General features: G+C 72.9%; 10 protein-coding genes. 8 read left to right on the top strand and 2 right to left on the bottom strand.

Going from position 1 to position 19,336, the window contains the following annotated elements:
* The first annotated feature begins 4 nt into the window (after positions 1-4).
* The 6 genes from OG990_RS13615 (at position 5) to OG990_RS13590 (ending at position 16,720) form a co-directional block, all read left to right on the top strand.
* Positions 5-5,479: an SDR family NAD(P)-dependent oxidoreductase gene (locus OG990_RS13615; RefSeq protein ID WP_406080754.1), complete on the top strand. Its 5,475-nt coding sequence runs from the start codon at positions 5-7 to the stop codon at positions 5,477-5,479.
* Between the two features lie 23 nt (positions 5,480-5,502).
* Positions 5,503-6,456, top strand: coding sequence for a TauD/TfdA family dioxygenase (locus tag OG990_RS13610; protein ID WP_355602684.1), 954 nt, complete (start codon positions 5,503-5,505; stop codon positions 6,454-6,456).
* Positions 6,456-6,644: an MbtH family protein gene (locus OG990_RS13605; RefSeq protein WP_406080753.1), complete on the top strand. Its 189-nt coding sequence runs from the start codon at positions 6,456-6,458 to the stop codon at positions 6,642-6,644. The genes OG990_RS13610 and OG990_RS13605 overlap by 1 nt, the downstream gene beginning before the upstream one ends.
* Before the next feature lie 55 nt (positions 6,645-6,699).
* On the top strand, positions 6,700-9,816 hold the full coding sequence (locus OG990_RS13600) for a non-ribosomal peptide synthetase (RefSeq protein WP_406080751.1): 3,117 nt from the start codon (positions 6,700-6,702) through the stop codon (positions 9,814-9,816).
* Positions 9,813-15,398, top strand: a complete 5,586-nt coding sequence (locus OG990_RS13595) for an amino acid adenylation domain-containing protein (protein ID WP_406080749.1) — start codon at positions 9,813-9,815, stop codon at positions 15,396-15,398. Before OG990_RS13600 ends, OG990_RS13595 begins: the two co-directional genes overlap by 4 nt.
* Positions 15,399-15,658: 260 nt before the next feature.
* A complete protein-coding gene (locus tag OG990_RS13590; RefSeq protein WP_406080747.1) occupies positions 15,659-16,720 on the top strand; it encodes an FUSC family protein in 1,062 nt (353 codons plus the stop codon).
* An 84-nt stretch (positions 16,721-16,804) separates the two neighbouring features.
* Here the strand turns inward: OG990_RS13590 and OG990_RS13585 are convergent, their stop codons facing one another.
* Positions 16,805-17,131 (bottom strand): hypothetical protein, encoded by a 327-nt coding sequence (locus OG990_RS13585; protein WP_406080746.1) that lies wholly within the window; start codon positions 17,129-17,131, stop codon positions 16,805-16,807.
* 213 nt (positions 17,132-17,344) lie between these two features.
* On the opposite strand from OG990_RS13585, the gene OG990_RS13580 reads away from it, so the two are divergent.
* Entirely contained in the window at positions 17,345-18,112 is a 768-nt protein-coding gene (locus OG990_RS13580; RefSeq protein ID WP_406080745.1) for a DUF5753 domain-containing protein, read from the top strand.
* Positions 18,109-18,294 carry a DUF397 domain-containing protein gene (locus OG990_RS13575; RefSeq protein ID WP_355602672.1) on the top strand — a complete coding sequence of 62 codons (186 nt, stop codon included), beginning with the start codon at positions 18,109-18,111 and terminating at the stop codon, positions 18,292-18,294. The genes OG990_RS13580 and OG990_RS13575 overlap by 4 nt, the downstream gene beginning before the upstream one ends.
* Positions 18,295-18,328: 34 nt before the next feature.
* On the opposite strand, the gene OG990_RS13570 is transcribed toward OG990_RS13575, so the two are convergent.
* Complete coding sequence (locus OG990_RS13570; protein ID WP_406080744.1) at positions 18,329-19,333, bottom strand: HEAT repeat domain-containing protein; 1,005 nt, start codon at positions 19,331-19,333, stop codon at positions 18,329-18,331.
* Positions 19,334-19,336 lie beyond the last annotated feature (3 nt).

Raw genomic sequence — 19,336 nt, 5'->3', positions numbered from 1 at the left:
TCTGATGAGCAACCCGATCGCAGTCGACCTACCCGACGACGTCACCGAGCTGCCCCACGAGGGCATCGAACCGATCGCGATCGTCGGCCTGGCCGCGCGCCTACCCGGCGCGGCCGACGTCCACGAGTTCTGGCGCAACCTCGTCGACGGGGTGGAGTCGGTCACCGAGCTGACCCGGGAGGAGCAGCTCGCCCGGGGTTCGACCGTCGAGGAGGTCGACGACCCGGGCTGGGTCAACCGTGCCCCGCTGGTCGACGGCTACGACGAGTTCGACGCCACGCTGTTCGGGATGACCGCCCGGGAGGCGGAGCTGACCGACCCGCAGCACCGGCTGTTCCTGGAGTCCTGCCACACCGCGCTGGAGGACGCCGGCTACGACCCAGCCCGCTACGACGGCGCCATCGGGGTGTACGCCGGCACCGGCGGCAACGTGTACCTGAACCGCAACGTGCTGCGCAACCGGCGGGTCGGCGGCAACCCGCACGGCGCGGTCTCCATCGCCACCGGGAACTCGCCGAACTACGTGGCCACCAACGTGTCGTACCGGCTGGACCTGCGCGGGCCGAGCCTGACCGTGCACACCGCCTGTTCCACCTCGCTGGTGGCGTTCCACCTGGCCTGCGAGGCGCTGCGCAACGGCGAGTGCGACATGGCGCTCGCCGGTGGCGTGAACATCGAGCTGCCGCACGTCGGCTACCTCGGCATGGACGGCTTCACGTCCCCCGATGGCCGGTGCCGCCCGTTCGACGCCGCCGCCAACGGCACCGTGTGGGGCAGCGGCGTCGGGGTGACCCTGCTCAAGCGGCTCTCCGACGCGATCGCCGACGGGGACACCATCCGCGCTGTGGTGCTCGGCAACGCGATCAACAACGACGGTGCCGGCAAGGTCGGTTTCACCGCGCCCAGCGTCGACGGGCAGGTGGCGGCGATCGCCCAGGCCGTGGCGATGGCCGACGTCGACCCGCGCAGCATCAGCTACGTCGAGGCGCACGGCACCGGCACCGCGATGGGCGACCCGATCGAGGTGGCTGCGCTCTCGGCCGTGTACACCCGGGACACCGACGAGCGGGGCTGGTGCGGCATCGGCTCGGTGAAGTCGAACATCGGCCACCTCAGCCAGCCCTCCGGCATCGTCAGCGTGATCAAGACGGTGCTCGCGATGGAGCACGGGCTGATCCCGCCGACGATCAACTACGAGACGCCGAATCCGGCCGTCGAATTCGCCGACACCCCGTTCTACGTGGCGAACACCCTCACCAAGTGGGACACCGACGGTGGGCCGCGCCGGGCCGGCGTGAGCTCGTTCGGCATCGGCGGCACCAACGCGCACGTGGTGCTGGAGGAGGCGCCAGCGGCGTACCGCACCGAGCGGCGGGTGCGCCCGGCGCACCTGCTCCAGGTCAGCGCAGCCACCCCGAGCGCCCTGGACGCCGCGGTGCAGCGCCTCGCCGCCCACCTGGACGGCGCCGCCGACGCCGGACCGGCGTACCTTGCCGACGTCGCGCACACCCTGCTCGTCGGCCGCCACCCGTACCCGCACCGCCGTGCCGTGGTAGCCACCGACCTCCCGGGTGCGGTCGCCGCCCTCCGCGCCCCGGTCCGCGGACCGAAACCATTGACCAACAGTCCAGCCCCGAAGGTGGCGTTCCTGTTCTCCGGCCAGGGCGCCCAGTACGCCGGGATGGGCGCGCAGCTCTACGCCGAGCAGCCCCGCTTCGCCGCCGTCGTCGACGAGTGCGCCGAACTGCTCCGCCCCGACCTGGGCCTGGACGTGCGCGACCTGATCCTCGGCCGGGACCCGGCGGCGGGGGAGAAACTCACCCAGACCCGCTACACCCAGCCGGCGCTGTTCACCGTCGAGTACGCCCTGGCCACACTCTGGCAGGCCGCCGGAATCCGGCCGGCCGCGATGATCGGCCACTCCATCGGCGAGTACGTCGCGGCCACCGTGGCCGGGGTGCTGAGCCTGCCGGACGCGCTGCGGGTGGTCGCCGCCCGGGGCCGGCTGATGCAGTCGCTGCCGGCCGGGTCGATGCTCGCCGTCGCGCTGGACGAGTCGGTCGTCGCAGGACTGCTGCCCGAAGGGCTCTCGGTGGCCACGGTCAACGGCCCGGGCACCTGCGTGGTGGCCGGCGAGACCGCCGCCGTCGAGGCGTTCGCCGCGACACTCAAGGGCAAGTCCAAGATGCTGCGCACCTCGCACGCGTTCCACTCCCCGATGATGGAGCCGATCCTCGCCGAGTTCACCGCGCTGATGGCCGCGGTGCCGCTGCGCCCGCCAACGATGCCGTTCCTGTCGAACGTCACCGGCACCTGGATCACCGCCGAGCAGGCCACCGACCCGGCGTACTGGGCGACGCACCTGCGCCGGCCGGTCCGCTTCGGCGACTGCGTGGCCACCCTGCTGGCGGCCGGCACCTGGCAGCTGGTCGAGTGCGGTCCCGGCCGGCAGTTGGCCAACCTGGCCCGGATGCAGGTCGCCAAGGGAGCGCCGGAGCAGCGCGCGCTCACCCCGCTGGGCAGCCTGCCCGGCGCCGGGGAGAGCACCGGCGACCTCGCGACCCTGCTCGGCGCTGCCGCCACGCTCTGGTGCGCCGGCCTGCCGGTACGCGTCGACGCCGACCCGACGGCCCGCCGGGTGCCGCTGCCCAGCTACCCGTTCGAGCGCCGCCGGTACTGGATCGACCCGGACCCGGAGGAGCCGGTCGCGGCAGCCCCGGTGGAGTCCGGCCCGCGCCCGCTGCCCGAGTGGTTCGCGGTGCCGGTCTGGCGGCAGGCCGCGCCGCTGCCGCCGGCCGGGCCGTTGGGCCGCTGCCTGGTGCTGACCGCGGGTCCGCGCGGCGACGCGCTGCTCGCCGGCCTGCGGGCCGCCGGCGCCGACCCGGTGCCGGTACGCCCTGGCGACTCCTTCGCCGCCGCCGACGGCGGCTACCGGTTGCGCCCCGGCGTGCGCGCCGACCACGACGCGCTGGTCGCCGCACTCACCGCCGACGGTGGATCGCCGACGCGGCTGGTGCACGCGTTCACCCTGGACGGCGCGCCGACCGGCACCGACATCGCGGCCACCTGGGCCGCCCAGGAGCTGGGCTTCTTCAGCGCCCTGCACCTGGTGCAGGCGCTCGCCGGCGCCGGCCTGACCGGCGACGAGAGCGGGCTCGCGCTGGACCTGGTCACCGCCGGCACCGGCGACGTACGCGGCGACGACCTGCGCCGCCCCGAGCACGCCACGCTGGCTGGGCTGGTCCGGGTGCTCCCCGCCGAGCTGCCCGGTCTGGCTGTCCGGCTGGTCGACGCCGACCCGACCGACGACGACGCCACGGCGGTGGTCGCCGAGCTGCGCCGTCCCCGGGAACCGGAGGTGGCCCTGCGCGGCGGCCGTCGCTGGGTGTCCGGCGTCGAGCAGGTGACGATCGACGCCGAGGGGGAGCCGGGCGCACTGCGCGACGGCGGCCGGTACGTGATCACCGGTGGTCTCGGCGGCATCGGCATCACCCTGGCCGAGGACTTCGCCACCCGGGCCCGGGCGAAGCTGGTGCTGCTGGCCCGATCCGGGCTGCCGGAGCGGGAGCGCTGGGACGATCACCTCGCCGTGCACGGCGACGACCGCGCCGGTCGGGCCATCGCGGCGATCCGACGGATGGAGGCCGCCGGCGCCGAGGTGCTGGTGCTCGCCGCCGACGTCACCGACCCGGCCGACCTGAGCCGGGTCCGCGACGCCGCGACGGTCGCGTACGGCGGCATCGACGGCATCGTGCACGCGGCCGGCCTGCCCGGCGGCGGGATGGCCGAGGTGAAGGAACGGGCCGAGGCCGAGCGGGTGCTCGCCCCGAAGCTCGCCGGCACCCTCGCCCTCGCCCAGGTCTTCGGCGACCTGCCGCTGGACTTCGTGGTGTTCTGCTCGTCCATCACCGGGTTGGTCGGCGGCTTCGGGCAGGTCGACTACTGCGCCGCGAACGCCTTCCTGGACGCGCACGCCCGCTCCGGCGCGGGATGGCGGGCCCCGGTGCTGTCGCAGAACTGGGGCGGCTGGGCCGAGGTGGGCATGGCGGTGGAGACCGCCGTGCCGACCGGGTTCCGGGCGGCCGGCCGCGACACGGTCACCAGCGCCGTCGACCACCCGGTGCTCACCACGAAGGTCACCGGGCCGGCGGAGACCGTGCTGCACGGCCTGGTCTCCGCCAACACCCACTGGCTGCTCGACGAGCACCGGATCGGCGGCGTGCCGGTGATACCGGGCACCGCCCACCTGGAGTCGGTGCGGGCCGCGGTGGCCGCCGCGCTGCCCGCGCCCGGACCGGGCGCCGCCGTGGAGCTGCGCGATGTGGTCTTCCTGGAGCCGTTCGCGGTGCCCGACGGCACCATCGCCCAGTACCGGGTGGAGCTGACGCCGGCCGACGACGGCGGCACCGACTTCGCGGTGCGGAGTCTCGCCGGCGGCCGACTGCGTACCCACGTGCGCGGCTCGGCCGGCTGGACGGACGAGCCGGCCCCGCCGGCCCACCCGGCGACCCCGGCCGGACGACGGGTCGACGACGACGCGTCGTTCGGTCGGGGGCGGACCAGCATGCTCACCTTCGGGCCGCGCTGGGCGGCGCTGGGCGAGCACCACCTGGCCGACGGCGCCGAACTCGCGGTGGTCGAGGCGCCCGCCGCGGCCGTCGGTGACCTGCCCGCCTGGGGGCTGCACCCGGCGCTGCTGGACGTGGCCACCGCGTTCGGCCGGGGTCAGGGCAGCGGCACCTACCTGCCGCTGTCGTACGGCCGGATCGTGGTGCGCGACACGCTGCCGGCACGGTTCACCAGCGAGCTGCGGCACCGGTCCGGCGGCACCGACGAGGTGGTCGCCGCCGATCTGTCGCTGCGCGACCCGGACGGCCGGGAGCTGGTCGCGATCAGCGACTTCGTGCTGCGCCGGGTGGACCAGGGTGCGGTCACCGGTGGCCTGGCCGGACCGTCCACCGCGGATTCCGGGGCGGGTGCGCCGATCTCGACCGAGGACATCCGCCCGGTGGACGGTGCGGAGGCGTTCCGCCGCAGCCTCACCGCCGGCCTCGGCGCCCAGGTGGTCATCGCCACCCGGACGGTCGACGACATCCGCCGCCGTGCCGGCCGGGTCACCACCGACAACCTCGCCGGGGACGACGCGGTCGCCGCCCCGACCCCATCCGGCGACGGCAGCGCCGCACCGGGCACCGAGCTGGAGATGACCATCGCCCGCGTGTGGCAGGACGGGCTCGGGGTTGCCGAGGTCGGCATCGACGACGACTTCTTCGCCCTGGGCGGCAACTCCCTGGTCGCGGTGCAGCTGATCGCGGCGATGCGCAGGGCGACCGGCGTGCGACTGCCGATGCGCAGCCTCTTCGAGACCCCCACCGTGGCCGGGCTGGCCGCCCGGATCGAGGAACTGCGCGCCACCACCACCGACGAGCCGGCCAGCCCGGCGCCGATCCCCGCCATTCCGCGACTGCCCCGCGCGTGACGAGAAATCAGGAGTAGAGAGCAATGAGCGACACGATCGCCACGCTGCCCGTCGTCGTCGAATCCGACGGCCGGGCGCTGACCGAGCTGATCACCGAGCGCCGCGCCGAGCTGCGGGCCACCCTGGCCGAGCAGGGCGGGTTGTTGTTCCGCGGCTTCGACGTGGGCGGAGTCGACGGCTTCGACCGGGTGGTCCGGGCACTGTCCGGTGAGCCGCTGACCTACACCGAGCGGTCCTCGCCACGGCACGCCATCAAGGGCCGGGTGTACACCTCGACCGACTACCCGCCGGACGAGGAGATCTTCCTGCACAACGAGAACTCGTACCAGGCCCGTTGGCCGTTGACGCTGTTCTTCTACTGCATCACGGCGCCGCAGACGCTGGGCGCCACCCCGCTGGCCGACATCCGCCGCGTCTACCGGGAGATCGACCCGGCGGTACGGGAGGAGTTCGTCCGCCGCCGCTGGATGCTGATGCGCAACTTCCACGAGGACTTCGGCGCCAACTGGCAGCACGTGTTCGGCACCGACGACCGGGCCGAGGTGGAGGCGTACGCGGCGGCCAACCGGATCACGCTGGAGTGGGTGGGTCGCGACGGGCTGCGTACCCGGGCGGTCCGCGACGCCGTGCACCACCGGCCCGGCTCGGACGTTCCCCGCTGGTTCAACCACGCCACCTTCTTCCACGTGAGCAGCCTCGCCAAGGACCTTCAGGAAGGGCTGCTGGCCATGTTCGGCGCCGACGGGCTGCCATCGAACACCTACTACGGCGACGGCGGCGAGATCCCGGCCGACGTCCTGGACCACCTGCGCGCCGCCTACCGGGCCGCCAGCGTCCGCTTCGACTACCAGCGCGACGACGTGCTGGTGGTCGACAACATGACCGCCGCGCACGGCCGGGAGCCCTTCACCGGCCCTCGCAAGATCGCCGTCGCGATGGCCGAACCGCACACCCCCGACACCGATGGAGCACAGTGATGGCCGAACCCCGATTCCTGGTCGTGCGCAACGACGAGGAGCAGTACTCGATCTGGTCGGCCGACCGGGAGTTCCCGGCGGGGTGGCACGACGCTGGGTTCGCCGGCACCCGCGAGGAGTGCCTGGCGCACATCGACACCGTCTGGACCGACATGCGTCCCCGCTCGGTACGCGAGGCGAGCCAGTGAGCGCGAGGAGTGCAGCGAAGCGGAGCCCCGCAGTCGCGAACGGAAGGCAGCAACGATGACCAGCGAGTGGACCTTCCCGGCCTCCTTCGCCCAGGAGCGGGTGTGGACGGCCAACCAGCTCGACACCGGTTCGCCGGTCTACAACGTCTCGGCGCCGTGGCGGTTCCCGGCCGGCGTCACCGTGGCCCAAGCCGTCGAGGTGTTCGCCCAGGTCGTCGAGCGGCACGAGTCGCTTCGTACCCATTTGCGGATGGTCGACGGCGCGCTGGTGCAGGTCGTCCGGGCCGTCGAGCCGCTGGAGCTGCCGGTGCTGGACCTGACCGGCCTGCCCGCCGACGAGCAGGAGCGGCGCCACGCTGAGACCATGACCGAGCTGGCCCGGACCCCGATCCCGCTGGACTCCCCGCCACTGTGGCGGGCCCGGCTGGTCCGCTTCTCCGGCGAACAGCTCGGGTTGCAGTTCGTGGTGCACCACGCGGTCTTCGACAGCCACTCCGCCGTGCTGTTCGACGCCGAGGTGGCCGCGTTCGCCCGGGCCGCGCTGACCGGCGCGCCTGCCGACGTGCCGGAACTGCCCATCCAGTACGCCGACTTCGCCGTCTGGCAGCGCGGCCAACTCACCGGCGACGAGCTGGACCGGCAGCTCGCCTTCTGGCGCGACCACCTGGCCGGCGCGCCAGCGCTGACCGGCCTGCCACTGGACCGGCCGCGCCCCGCCCAACTCGGCTTCGCCGGCGACGAGGTGCGCTTCGACCTCCCCGACGGGCTGCTGGACCGGGTCGGGCAGCTCGCCTCCGGCACCTCGGCCACCCCGTACATGGTGCTGCTGGCCGCCTTCGCCGCGCTGCTGTCCCGGATCTCCGGCGACCCCGAGGTGGTGGTGGGCGTCTCCACCGCTGGCCGGGACACCGCCGAGCTGACCCCGCTGATCGGCATGTTCGTCAACCCGGTGGCGCTGCGCTGCGACCTGACCGGAGACCCGACCGTCACCGAGTTGCTCGGCCGGGTGCGTACCGGCCTGGTGGACGCGATGGAGCACGGGCAGGTCCCGTTCCAGCGGATCGTCGAGGCGGTCGCCCCGCAGCGCGACCCGTCGGTGCAGCCGGTGTTCCAGACCACGCTGAACCTCATCCCGGACTCGGGCCTGGACCCGGTGCCGCTGGGCACCACCAAGGACGACCTGGCCTTCGACATCACCGGCGGCACCAGCCGGCTGGTCTACCGCACCGACCTGTTCGACCGGGCCACCGCCGAGACGGTCGTCGCCCGCTACCTGCGGCTGCTCACCGCCGCTGTCGCCGACCCGGGGACGCGGCTGTCCGCGCTGCCCCTGCTCGACGACGCCGAACGCGACCTGCTGCGCACCTGGACCGGCACCGGCCGCGAGGTGGCCCCGAGCACCCTGGTCGCCGAGGTGGAGCGGCAGGCCGCCGCCACCCCGGCCGCGGTCGCCCTGATCTGCGACGGAACGGAGCTGAGCTACGCCGAGCTGGCCGCCCGGGCCAACCGGTTGGCCCGGCTGCTGGTCGGCCGTGGCGCCGGCCCGGAGACCCGGGTCGCGCTGCTGCTGCCCCGCTCGGTGGAGCTGCTGGTGGCCATCCTCGCGGTGCTGAAGGCCGGCGCGGCGTACCTGCCGGTGGACACCGGCTATCCGGCGAACCGGATCAACTATCTGCTGACCGACGCGGAGCCGACGCTGGTGCTGGTCACCGCGCAGACGGCTGCGCTGGCCCCGGCCGACGCACTGGTGCTGGACCCGGCGACCGCCGCCGACCTGGACGACGCCGACCTCACCGACGACGACCGCCGGGCGCCGCTGCGCCCGGAGCACCCGGCATACCTGCTCTACACCTCCGGCTCCACCGGCCGACCCAAGGGCGTGCTGGTCGAGCACCGCGCGGTCACCGCGTACCTGGCCTGGGCCCGGGACACCTACCCGGGCCTGGCCGGCACCGCGTTGCTGCACTCGCCGGTCTCGTTCGACCTGACGGTGACCGGGCTGCTGGGCCCGCTCACCGCCGGCGGCACCGTCCGGCTGGCCGGCATCGACACGCCGGCCGCCCGGGCCGGCGGGCCGCCAACCTTCCTCAAGGTCACCCCCAGCCATCTGCCGCTGCTCGACGACGCGCTGTCGCCCACCACCGACCTGGTGATCGGTGGGGAGGCGCTGACCGGTGAGCAGTTGGCCGGCTGGCGGGCGGCGCACCCCGAGGTGGCCGTGATCAACGAGTACGGCCCGACCGAGGCCACCGTCGGCTGCGTCGCGGCCCGGATCGCGCCCGGGAGCCCGGTACCCGCCGGGCCGGTGCCGATCGGCCAGCCCACCTGGAACACCCGGGTCCACCTGCTCGACGCGGCGCTGAACCCGGTGCCGCCGGGCGTGGTCGGTGAGCTGTACGTGGCCGGGGCGCAACTGGCCCGGGGCTACCTGCGCCGCCCGGCGCTCACCGCCGAGCGATTCCTGCCCTGTCCGTACGGGCCGCCGGGGGAGCGGATGTACCGCACCGGTGACCTGGCCCGCTGGCGGGCCGACGGCACGCTGGACTACCTGGGCCGCCGGGACGACCAGGTCAAGATCCGGGGGATGCGGATCGAGCTGGGCGAGATCGAGTCGGTGCTGCGGGCCCGCCCGGACGTGGACGCGGCGGTGGTGGTGGTCCGTGTCGACACCGGCGAGCCGACGCTGGTCGGCTACCTGGTCGGCCCGGTCGACGAGACGGCGCTCGCCGCCGAGTTGGCCCTTGAGCTGCCCGCGCACCTGGTGCCCGGCGCGTTCGTCCGGTTGGACGCGCTGCCGCTGACTCCGAACGGCAAGCTGGACACCGCCGCGCTGCCGGCACCGGCCGCCGCGACCGCCGACGGTTTCCTCGCCCCGCGCACCGACGCCGAGGCGCTGGTCGCCGAGGTCTACGCCGAGATCCTCCAACTGGAGAAGGTCGGCGCGCTCGACGACTTCTTCGCCCTCGGCGGCAACTCGCTGCGCGGCATGCGGGCGATGGCCCGCATCCGCGCCGAGGTGGACGTGGAGTTGCCGATGCGGGCGCTGTTCAGCAGCCCAGTGGTGGCCGACCTGGCCGCCCAGATCGAGCAGCGGATCGCCGCCGAACTGGACGAGCTCTCCGAAACCGAGGTCGCCGCGCTGCTCGCGGCGGAGAAGGACACCCCGTCATGACCGACGTGAAGGATCCGGCCCGCGACGCCGCCCGACAGGCGCTGATCTCCCAACGGCTGCGCCGCCGGTCGGGCGGCACACCCGCCGCGCAACGGATCACGCCCCGCCCGCCGGACGCCGAGGTGCCACTGTCGTACGCGCAGGAGCGGGTCTGGTTCATGGACCAGCTCGCTCCTGGCGAGGCCGCGTACCACATCGCGGTGCCGCTGCGGGTGCGCGGCCCGCTCGATGTCGCGGCGCTGCGCCGCGCGCTGGCCGACCTGACCCGGCGGCACGAGTCCCTGCGCACCCGGTTCCCGGCCGACTCAGACGGTCGGCCGACCGTGGTGCTCGACGACGCGGTCGAGGTGCCGCTGACCGTGCTGGACGCCGTCGACGAGGCCGCCGCTCAGGCGCTGGTCGACCACGCCGCCGCGGAACCGTTCGACCTGGCCAACGGGCCACTGCTGCGCGCTCTGCTGATCCGGCTGGCGCCGACCGAGCACGTGCTCTTCCTCGGCCAGCACCACATCGTCGGCGACGGCTGGTCGGTGGACGTGCTGCTGCGCGACCTGATCACCGGCTACCGCGACGGGGAACTGCCCGCCCTGCCGGTGCAGTACGGCGACTTCGCGGTCTGGGAGGCGCGGGAGCTGGCCGGTCCGGGCGCCCGTCGGCACCTGGACTGGTGGAAGGGGCGACTGGCCGGGATCACCCCGCTGGAGCTGCCGCTGGACCTGCCCCGTCCGGCCACCCAGACCTACCGGGGCGACTTCGTCGAGTTCACTGTGGACCGGGCCGCCACCGATGGGCTGCTGGCGCTGACCCGCTCCTACGGCGGCACGCTGTTCATGACGCTGCTCGCCGCGTACCAGGTGTTCCTGGCCCGGCACTCCGGGCAGGACGACTTCGCGGTCGGCGCGTCGGTGGCCGGTCGGTCCGCACCGGAGCTGGAGAACGTGGTCGGCATGTTCGTCAACATGCTGCCGATGCGCGCCGAGCTGGCCGGCGACCCGACCTTCACCGAGCTGCTGGAGCGGACCCGGCGTGCGGTGCTGGACGGGCTGGAGCACGCCGAGGTGCCGTTCGCCCGGGTGGTGCACGAGCTGGGGCTGCCCCGCGACGTCAGCCGCTCACCGGTGTTCCAGGCGATGTTCGTCTTGCAGAACTACGAGATGGGCCGCTTCGACGGGGTCGCCGAGGACGCCGGGGTCGGCTTCGAGTGGCATCCGATGGAGCTGCGCGCCACCCGCTTCGACTTCGAGCTGCACGCCGTCGAGACCGGCGACGGGCTCTGGGGCAAGCTGGTCTTCAACACCGACCTGTTCACCCGGGCCTCCGTCGAGCGGATGGCGCACCGGCTGACCACCCTGCTGCGCGCCGTGGTCGCCGTCCCGGACCGGCCGGTCTCCACGCTGGATCTGCTCGCCCCTGCCGAGCGGGAACTGCTCGCCGGGTGGAACGACACCACCGGCGACTTCCCCCGGCAGCAGACCCTGCACGCCCCGATCGAGGAGCGGGCCGCCCGTACGCCGGACGCGGTGGCGCTGACGTTCGCCGGCCGCTCGGTGACGTACGCCGAGCTGAACGCGGCGGCGAACCGGATCGCGCACCGGCTGCGCGCCTGCGGAGTAGGCCCGGAGACCCTGGTCGGGGTCTGCGCGGAACGCTCCGTGGAGCTGGTCGCCGGCCTGCTCGGCGTACTCAAGGCCGGTGGCGCGTACCTGCCACTGGACCCGGAGTACCCGGCCGACCGGCTGGCCTTCATGGTCACCGACGCCGCCGCGCCGGTGGTGCTCGTCCAGGAGCACCTGCGCGACGTGCTGCCGGCGACCGACGCCAGCGTGCTCGCCCTGGACGACGAGTCGGTCTGGGCCGACCAGCCGGCCACCGACCCGACGCCGACAGCCGGCCCGGCCCACCTGGCGTACGTCATCTACACCTCCGGCTCCACCGGCCGGCCCAAGGGTGTGCCGAACACCCACCGGGGCATCGTCAACCGCCTCGACTGGATGCAGCGCACCTACCGTCTCGGCGCCGACGACGCGGTCCTGCAGAAGACCCCGGCCAGCTTCGACGTCTCGGTGTGGGAGTTCTTCTGGCCGCTGCGGGAGGGCGCCCGGCTGGTACTGGCCGAGCCGGGCGGTCACAAGGACGCCGGCTACCTGCGCGACCTGCTGATCTCCGAGCGGGTCACCACCGCCCACTTCGTACCGTCGATGCTCACCGTCTTCCTCGCCGAGGACGGCGTCGAGGCCGCCACCGCGCTGCGCCGGGTGATCTGCAGCGGCGAGGAGCTGCCGGTCGCCGCGGCCCGGGACTTCACCGCCCGGCTGCCCGGCTGCGGTCTGCACAACCTGTACGGCCCGACCGAGGCGGCGATCGACGTCAGCGCGTGGGCGTGCGACCCGACGCTGCTGGCCGAGCTGACCAGCGTGCCGATCGGCGCGCCGATCAGCAACCTGCGGCTGCACGTGCTGGACGCCCGGGGCAACCCGTGCCCGGTCGGCGTCGCCGGTGAGCTGCACATCGGCGGCATCGGACTGGCCCGTGGCTACCACCGCCGGCCGGCACTGACCGCCGAGCGGTTCGTCCCCGACCCGTTCGCCGCCGAGCCGGGCGCCCGGCTCTACCGCACCGGCGACCTGGCCCGCTGGCGCGTGGCGCCCGGCGTACCCGGCGAGGCGGACGACCGGGCCGGTGCCGCGCCGGCCGACGTGACCCCGACCGGCGGCGACGCTGGCGGCCCGCCCGGCGGGGTGCTGGAGTTCCTCGGCCGGATCGACCACCAGGTCAAGCTGCGCGGGCTACGCATCGAGCTGGGCGAGATCGAGAGCGCGCTGCGCGCCCAGCCGGGGGTGACCGAGGCGGTGGTGCTGGTCCGCGAGGACGCCCCCGGCGACAAGCGGCTCACCGGCTACCTGGTCGGCGCGGCCGAGCACGACACCGTCAAGGCGGCGCTGAAGGAGACCCTGCCCGAGTACATGGTGCCGGCCGCGTTCGTCACCCTGGACGTGCTGCCACTGACCCCGAACGGCAAGCTGGACCGCAAGGCGCTGCCCGCGCCGGTGGTCACCCGCGCCGCGTCGGTGGCGCTGGTCGAGCCGCGCGACGACACCGAGCGGCTGCTCGCCGGCATCTGGTCCGACGTGCTCGGGGTGGACACCCTCGGCATCGACGACGACTTCTTCGACCTGGGTGGGCACTCGATGCTCGCCACCCAGGTGGTGGCCCGGATCCGCAAGGCCGAGCACGGCGGGCAGCCGGTCGGCGTGATGGACCTGTTCCAGCAGCGGACCATCCGCGACCTGGCCACCTTCATGTCCGGCGGCGGCGAGGGCGACGGGCCGCGCCGGCTGCTCTACGAGCTGACCAAGCCGATTCCGGCGGCGCAGCGGGTGATCACCTACGTCTGCGTGCCGTACGGCGGCGGCAGCGCGATCGTCTACCAGCCCCTCGCGGACGCGCTGCTGGCCGGGCACGCGCTGTGGTCACTGGCCATCCCCGGCCACGACGTGGGGCTCACCGAGGACGCGCTGCCCTTCGACGAGCTGACCACCCGGGTCGCCGAGGAGATCCTGGAGCGCGTCGAGGGTCCGCTCGCCCTGTACGGGCACTGCGGCGTCGGCAGCGCGATCGTCGCCGAGGTGGCGCGCAAGGTGGAGGCCGCCGGTCGGGAGTTGACCGCGCTCTACATCGGCGCGATGTTCCCGTTCGCCCGCCCGAAGGGACTGTTCGCGGCGGTCCGCACCCGACTGGAGAAGCTGCGCAGCAACAAGCACTACGCGAGCTGGCTCAAGTCGATGGGGGTGGACACCGACGAGCTGGACCCGGAGCAGGCTGACCGGATCATCAGCAACATGCGGGCCGACTCCCGAGCCTCGGAGGAGTACTTCACCGACCTGCTCGACCGGCGCGCGGTGAAGCTGCGCGCCCCGATCATCTCGGTGGTCGGCTCGGAGGACCCGGTCACCGACTACCACACCGAGCGGTACGCCGAGTGGCAGTTCCTCAGCGACCGGCTGGCGCTGGTCGTGCTCGACCAGGCCGGGCACTTCTTCCTCAAGTACCGGGCGCAGGAGTTGGCCGAGATCGTCACCAGGGTGCACCCGGCGCTCGCCGCCGGCGACGTCTCCGCCCTGACCCCGGCGGCGCGCGGTGAGGACGCCGGCTGGGCAGTGGCCGACACCCGCGGGGTCGACGACATCACCGGTCCCGAGCAGCCGGTGGTCCGCCCGAGCATGGCCCGGTTCGTGGCGGTCACCGCCGGGCAGTTGGTCTCCACCACCGGCTCCGCCCTGACCGCGTTCGCCCTGCCGATCTGGCTGTTCACCCGCACCGGCTCGGTGGCCAACCTGGGTCTGCTCTGGGCACTCGCGCTGGTCTGCGGGGTGCTGATGCTGCCGGTGGCCGGCGCGATCACCGACCGGGTCAGCCGGCGGAAGATCATGATGATCGCCAGTTGCAGCGCCGGCTCGATCCAACTCGTGCTCGCCGCGCTGCTCTGGACCGACAACCTGGCGCTCTGGCACATCTACGCCCTGGTGGCGCTGAGTCAGGTGGCCGGGTCGTTCCAGCGCATCGCGTTCCAGTCGGCCGTGCCGCAACTGGTGCCCAAGCGCTACCTGGGGCACGCGATGGGCATCACCCAGCTCTCCAACGGCTTCGGCATGCTGCTGATGCCGGTCTTCGCCGCGGGTCTGCTGGCCGCCATCGACCTCAAGGGCATCCTGCTGCTGGACGTCGTCAGCTACCTGGTCGCGGTGGTGACCCTGTCGTTGGTCCGCTTCCCCGACCTGCTCGGTTGGCGGCCCAAGGAGCGGCTGCTGGTGGCGATCGCCAACGGCCTGCGCTACTCGTGGCGGCACCGCGGCTTCCGGCTGATGCTGGGCTACTTCGCGCTGGGCAACATCTTCCTGGCCCCCGCGCTGGTGCTCACCACCCCGCTGGTGCTCTCCTTCGGCAGCGCCACGCAGGTGGCCCAGGTGGCTCTCGCCGAGGCGGTCGGCGCGGTCGCCGGTGGCGTGCTCATGTCGCTCTGGGGCGGGCCCCGACACCGGCGCATGATCGGCGTACTGATCGGCAACCTCGGCACCGCCCTCGGCTGCGTCCTGGTCGGCCTGGACGCGTCGGTCGCGATGATCTGCGTCGGGGCGTTCTGGCTGGCCATGTCGATGACCACCGCGCAGTCCATCTACGCCACCATCGTCCAGGTCAAGGTGCCGCAGCGTTTCCACGGCCGGGTGTTCAGCCTCAACCAGACCATCTCCTGGTCGACGCTGCCGATCGGCTTCGCGCTGCTCGCCCCGGCGGCGACCAGCCTTTTCGAGCCGCTGCTCGCCCCGGACGGGGCGCTCGCCGGCTCGGTGGGCGCCGTGATCGGCACCGGCCCGGGCCGGGGCATCGGCTTCGCGTACGTCTGCTTCGGCGCGGCGCTGTTCCTCATCACCCTGGGCGGCTTCGCGATCCGGCTGTTGCGCCGCTTCGACCTGGAGGTGCCGGACTCGCTGCCCGACGACCTGATCGGCGCGCAGGAGCGGGAACGTCGGCTGGCGGCCCGCGCCGCGCAGCGCGAGGAGGAGCGGGTACCGGTCGGGGTGTGACGGGTGCGGGTGCCACCGCGGTGCCGCACGGCACTGCGGTGGCACCCATCGCGTAAGAGATCATGTTGGGGATTGGCCGGACCTGCCGAGCTGCGCCGTGGTACGAGTGCTCGGTGAATCCTGATGGCCGCCGTCAGCCGGGCGCCAGCCCGACACGGCGCGACCGGCTGGCGGCACGTGCGAAGGCAACTGCTGTTCGGGCTCGGGGTCGAGGTGGCCGGGCGGGACGACTGCGGCTGAGCCAACTGGAAGCCGCCCTGGTGATCTCGGTGCAGGCGGGCCTCGCTGCGGCTCTGGCCTGGTCGATCGGCCACGACCTGCTGGGCAACCCCGCGCCGATCTTCGCCCCCTCCGCCGCGGTCGGCACGATCGTCGCCTCACTCGGGCAGCGCGCACACCGCACGGTCGAACTGCTGCTCGGCGTCGGGCTCGGCATCGCCACCACCGACTTCCTGCTGAGCTTTCTGGGCACCGGGTTCTGGCAGACCGGATTCATCGTCGGATGCGCCATCCTCGCCACGCTTGTGCTGTTCGGGCGCAGTGGGGCTGCCGTCGGCCAGGCCGGCGGCACGGCGGTGCTGCTCGCGGCCCTCGCTCCGGCTCAGAAGGACCTGGAGTGGCCGCGAATCGTGGAGGCGATGGTCGGCGGCGTGGTGGGCATCGTGGTCGTCGCGTTGCTGGTGCCGTTGAACCCGATGCGGATCCTCGACCGTGACGCGGCCCCGATCTTCCACTGCCTCGCACGTCAGTTGCGAGAGGTTTCCGCAGCGCTGACGACGAGCGATCAGCAGCGGGCGGTTCGCGCGTTGGACGCCCTCCGCGGCATGGGGCCGGACCTCGATCGGATGCACCAGGCACTCAGCGGCGCCGAGGAGGTGGTCAGCCTCGCGCCGGCCCGTTGGCTGCGCCGTCAGGATGTGGAGCGGTTCGCGCGCGCGAGCCAGCTGCTGGAACGAGTCATCGAGCACAGCCGGGGAGTGGCCCGCCGCTCGGCGATGGCGTTGCAGTACAACGAGCCGATTCCGCCCGACCTGCCCGCCAGCGTCGGACAACTCGCCGACGCGGTCGACCTGCTGCGCCGCGAGCATCGCGCCGGGCGCCCCACCGAGAGGACCCGCCACGCGGTGTGCGCTGCCCTCCACCAGGCTGGCCGAGCCCGAGCCCAGGGGGTCGACGAGTTTGGCGACGCGGTGGTGACCCAACTGCGTACCGCCGCCAGCGACCTCCTTCGCGCCACCGGCTACGACCCGACAACGGCGAACGACGAGGTACGGAAGGCAGTGCAGGACGGCGAGAATTCTGTTCACGCGGGCGATGATTAGCGGCCTGGTCATCGGGCCGAGGCCCGGCCAGGCGATCCCACACGCCTGACAGCGCCAGGCGGGCCGCGAGGGACCGGCGGCGGGTCACACCGTCACCCACCGGGGTACGACCGACCGGCGCCGACGGACCGGGGCGGGTGGGGCCGTCAGCCACCGCACACCCTCGGGCATCAGGTACAGCTCGCGGCGGGCTACCGCGTCGCCGTGCGGGGCCAGCTCGTAGCACTCGATCCACAGCCAACCGTGGTAGGTGTGCCGGTCGGCCAGTACGCGGATCACGCGGACGGTGACCGCCCGGACGAACTGCGGGCTTGCATCCCGGGTCAGGCGCAGCAGGTCACCGGACTGGATCGTCCGCTCTGCCACCTCGGCATTCGGCCTCGCGTCGGGCGTCTTCGGTGTGTCCGGCACGGCTTCCCCTCGCATCCGGTGTTGGGAAGGGGGCCCGGCCTCGGTGCTCGCCGTCGGGTCGGCCGGGCCCCCGGCACGAACGCGGGCGGCGGGCTTCTGTCGCCTCCACCACTCGCGCCGTCTACACAGCACCCTGCCGAGGGTTGCGTGACAATCACACAGCGTTAGATGATTTCTTCGGTACGTACCATTTGCTCCTGAAGGGACGCGGGCATGAACCATGCATTCGTCGCGGCGCTCGCCGAGGCGTGCGAGACGGCCGAAAGCCTGGCCGGTCGCATCGGTCTGCACCCGAAGACCGTCGCTCGGTGGGCAAACCCGGGGCGCATCCCGCAGACCCGGCACCGTGCCGAGGTAGCACAGATCCTCCGGAAGGACGTGCTGGAACTATGGCCGGACGTGCTCAACCGCCGTGAGCCGGTGTGGTTCCGGCCGTGGGTCGACATCGAGCGTGAAGCAGTCGCGCTGCGGGCGTTCCAGCTCGCCTGGGTTCCGGGCCTGCTCCAGACCGAGGCGTACGCACGCGCCACGCTTGCTTGGGAGGCGCTGATCCCAGCCGAGATAGACGAGTTGGTCGCGGCACGCATCGACCGGCAAGCGATCCTGACCCGTGAGCGCGGACCCCTGTTCATCGCGGTGCTGGACGAAGGGATCATCCGCCGCCCGGTCGCCGGGGGCCGGGCGCTCATGGCTGCCCAGCTCGCTCACCTCTTGGTCTGTGCCGACCTGCCGAGCGTTCAACTCCACGTCGTGCCGAGCGAGGCGGCAGCCTACCCGGGGCTCAATGGGCCGTTCACACTCGCCGAACTGCCCGGCGGAACGCGAGTGGCGCATGTGGACAGTCAGGCGCACGCGCAGATCGTCGACCAGGCGTCGGAGATTGCTACGCTGGAGCGACGGTGGGAACGCATACGGGGCGAGGCCCTTCCCCGCGGGCGGTCCCTGGACCTCCTGAAAGAAGCGGCAGCCTCATGGACATGACCGGCGCGCGGTGGCGCAAGAGCACGAAGAGCGGCAGCAACGGCGGCGACTGCGTGGAGGTCGCCGACAACCTTCCCGGCGTCGTCCTGGTCCGCGACACGAAGAACCGCGACGGCGGCACCCTGGCCTTCAGCCCGACGGCGTGGCGCACTTTCGTCACCCAGGTCGCCGAGCGGCCGTAGGTGCTTCTGCCTTCCCGCACACCGTGACGGTCCGTTACCGCGCGTCGCGCAGCTTCAGAATGTATGTCGCAGTAAGCGCAACGGCACGGTCTTCGTCATGTGACAGATCTGCGAGGGCGCGTGCGGTCGTGATCCCCGGGATGTCCGCGAGCGCCTGTGTCAGCCGTCGACGGACAGACGATTCACCCGTGCCGTGGGCGAGACGGTCAACGAGCCTGGTAGCGATCTGATCCGCCAACGCGGGGTCACTTGCCAGCGCGCTCAATGCGTCGGCTGCATCGACGTCATTCGTCTCCTCGACGACCATGTCGATGAGCGTCGGGACCGCGTCGGCTACTCCACGTGCCCCGAGCGCCAGAGCTGCATACCTGCGGACCACGATGTCGGAGTTCGCGAGGGCGTCCCGCAGCAGTGCGGTCGCGTCACCGTTCGGGATCTCGGCGATGGACTGGACGGCACGCTTCCGCACCTCGGCCACGGGTGAGCCGAGGCCCTCCGCCAGCAGTGCCAAACCGCCACCCCCCGATTGCGCCAGAGCCCATCGAAGGGCTCCGGCGACGTTCGGGTCCGTCTCGCTCAGTGCTGCCTCGACCAGTGCCTCCACTGGTACCGGAACCTCCTCGACTGCGGACAAGGCCGCGCGCTGGCGCTTCCCGGCACTCTCCGACCCCAGTGCCTGGAGGAGGGCAACGACCTGGAGGACGTCCTCCCAGCCGGCGGGTTCCGCGGCACCGATCCGACCGAGTCGGGTGAGCAGCTCCGTCTCAGCTGCGATGCGCTTTCGCGTCTGGCGGATGAGGTCATCGACGAGCTCGGACGGCGTGAAGCCGGGATCATCGAGCGCGCGCCCGACCTCACGCAGCGACAGCCCCACTGACCGCAGGCTCTCGATATGGAAGATCCGCCGGATGTCCTCGCTGGAGTACTCCCGATAGCCGGCGTTGGTACGAACCGTCGGCCGCACCAGACCGAGCGAGTCGTAGTGCCTGAGCATCCGGGCGCTGACCCCGGACCGTCGTGCCACCTCACCGATCAACACTGC

The organism is Micromonospora sp. NBC_00858 (assembly GCF_045207365.1).
Lineage (GTDB): Bacteria > Actinomycetota > Actinomycetes > Mycobacteriales > Micromonosporaceae > Micromonospora.
Note: the sequence above shows the minus strand (reverse complement) of the source record. Positions and strands in the feature narration are given on the sequence as shown.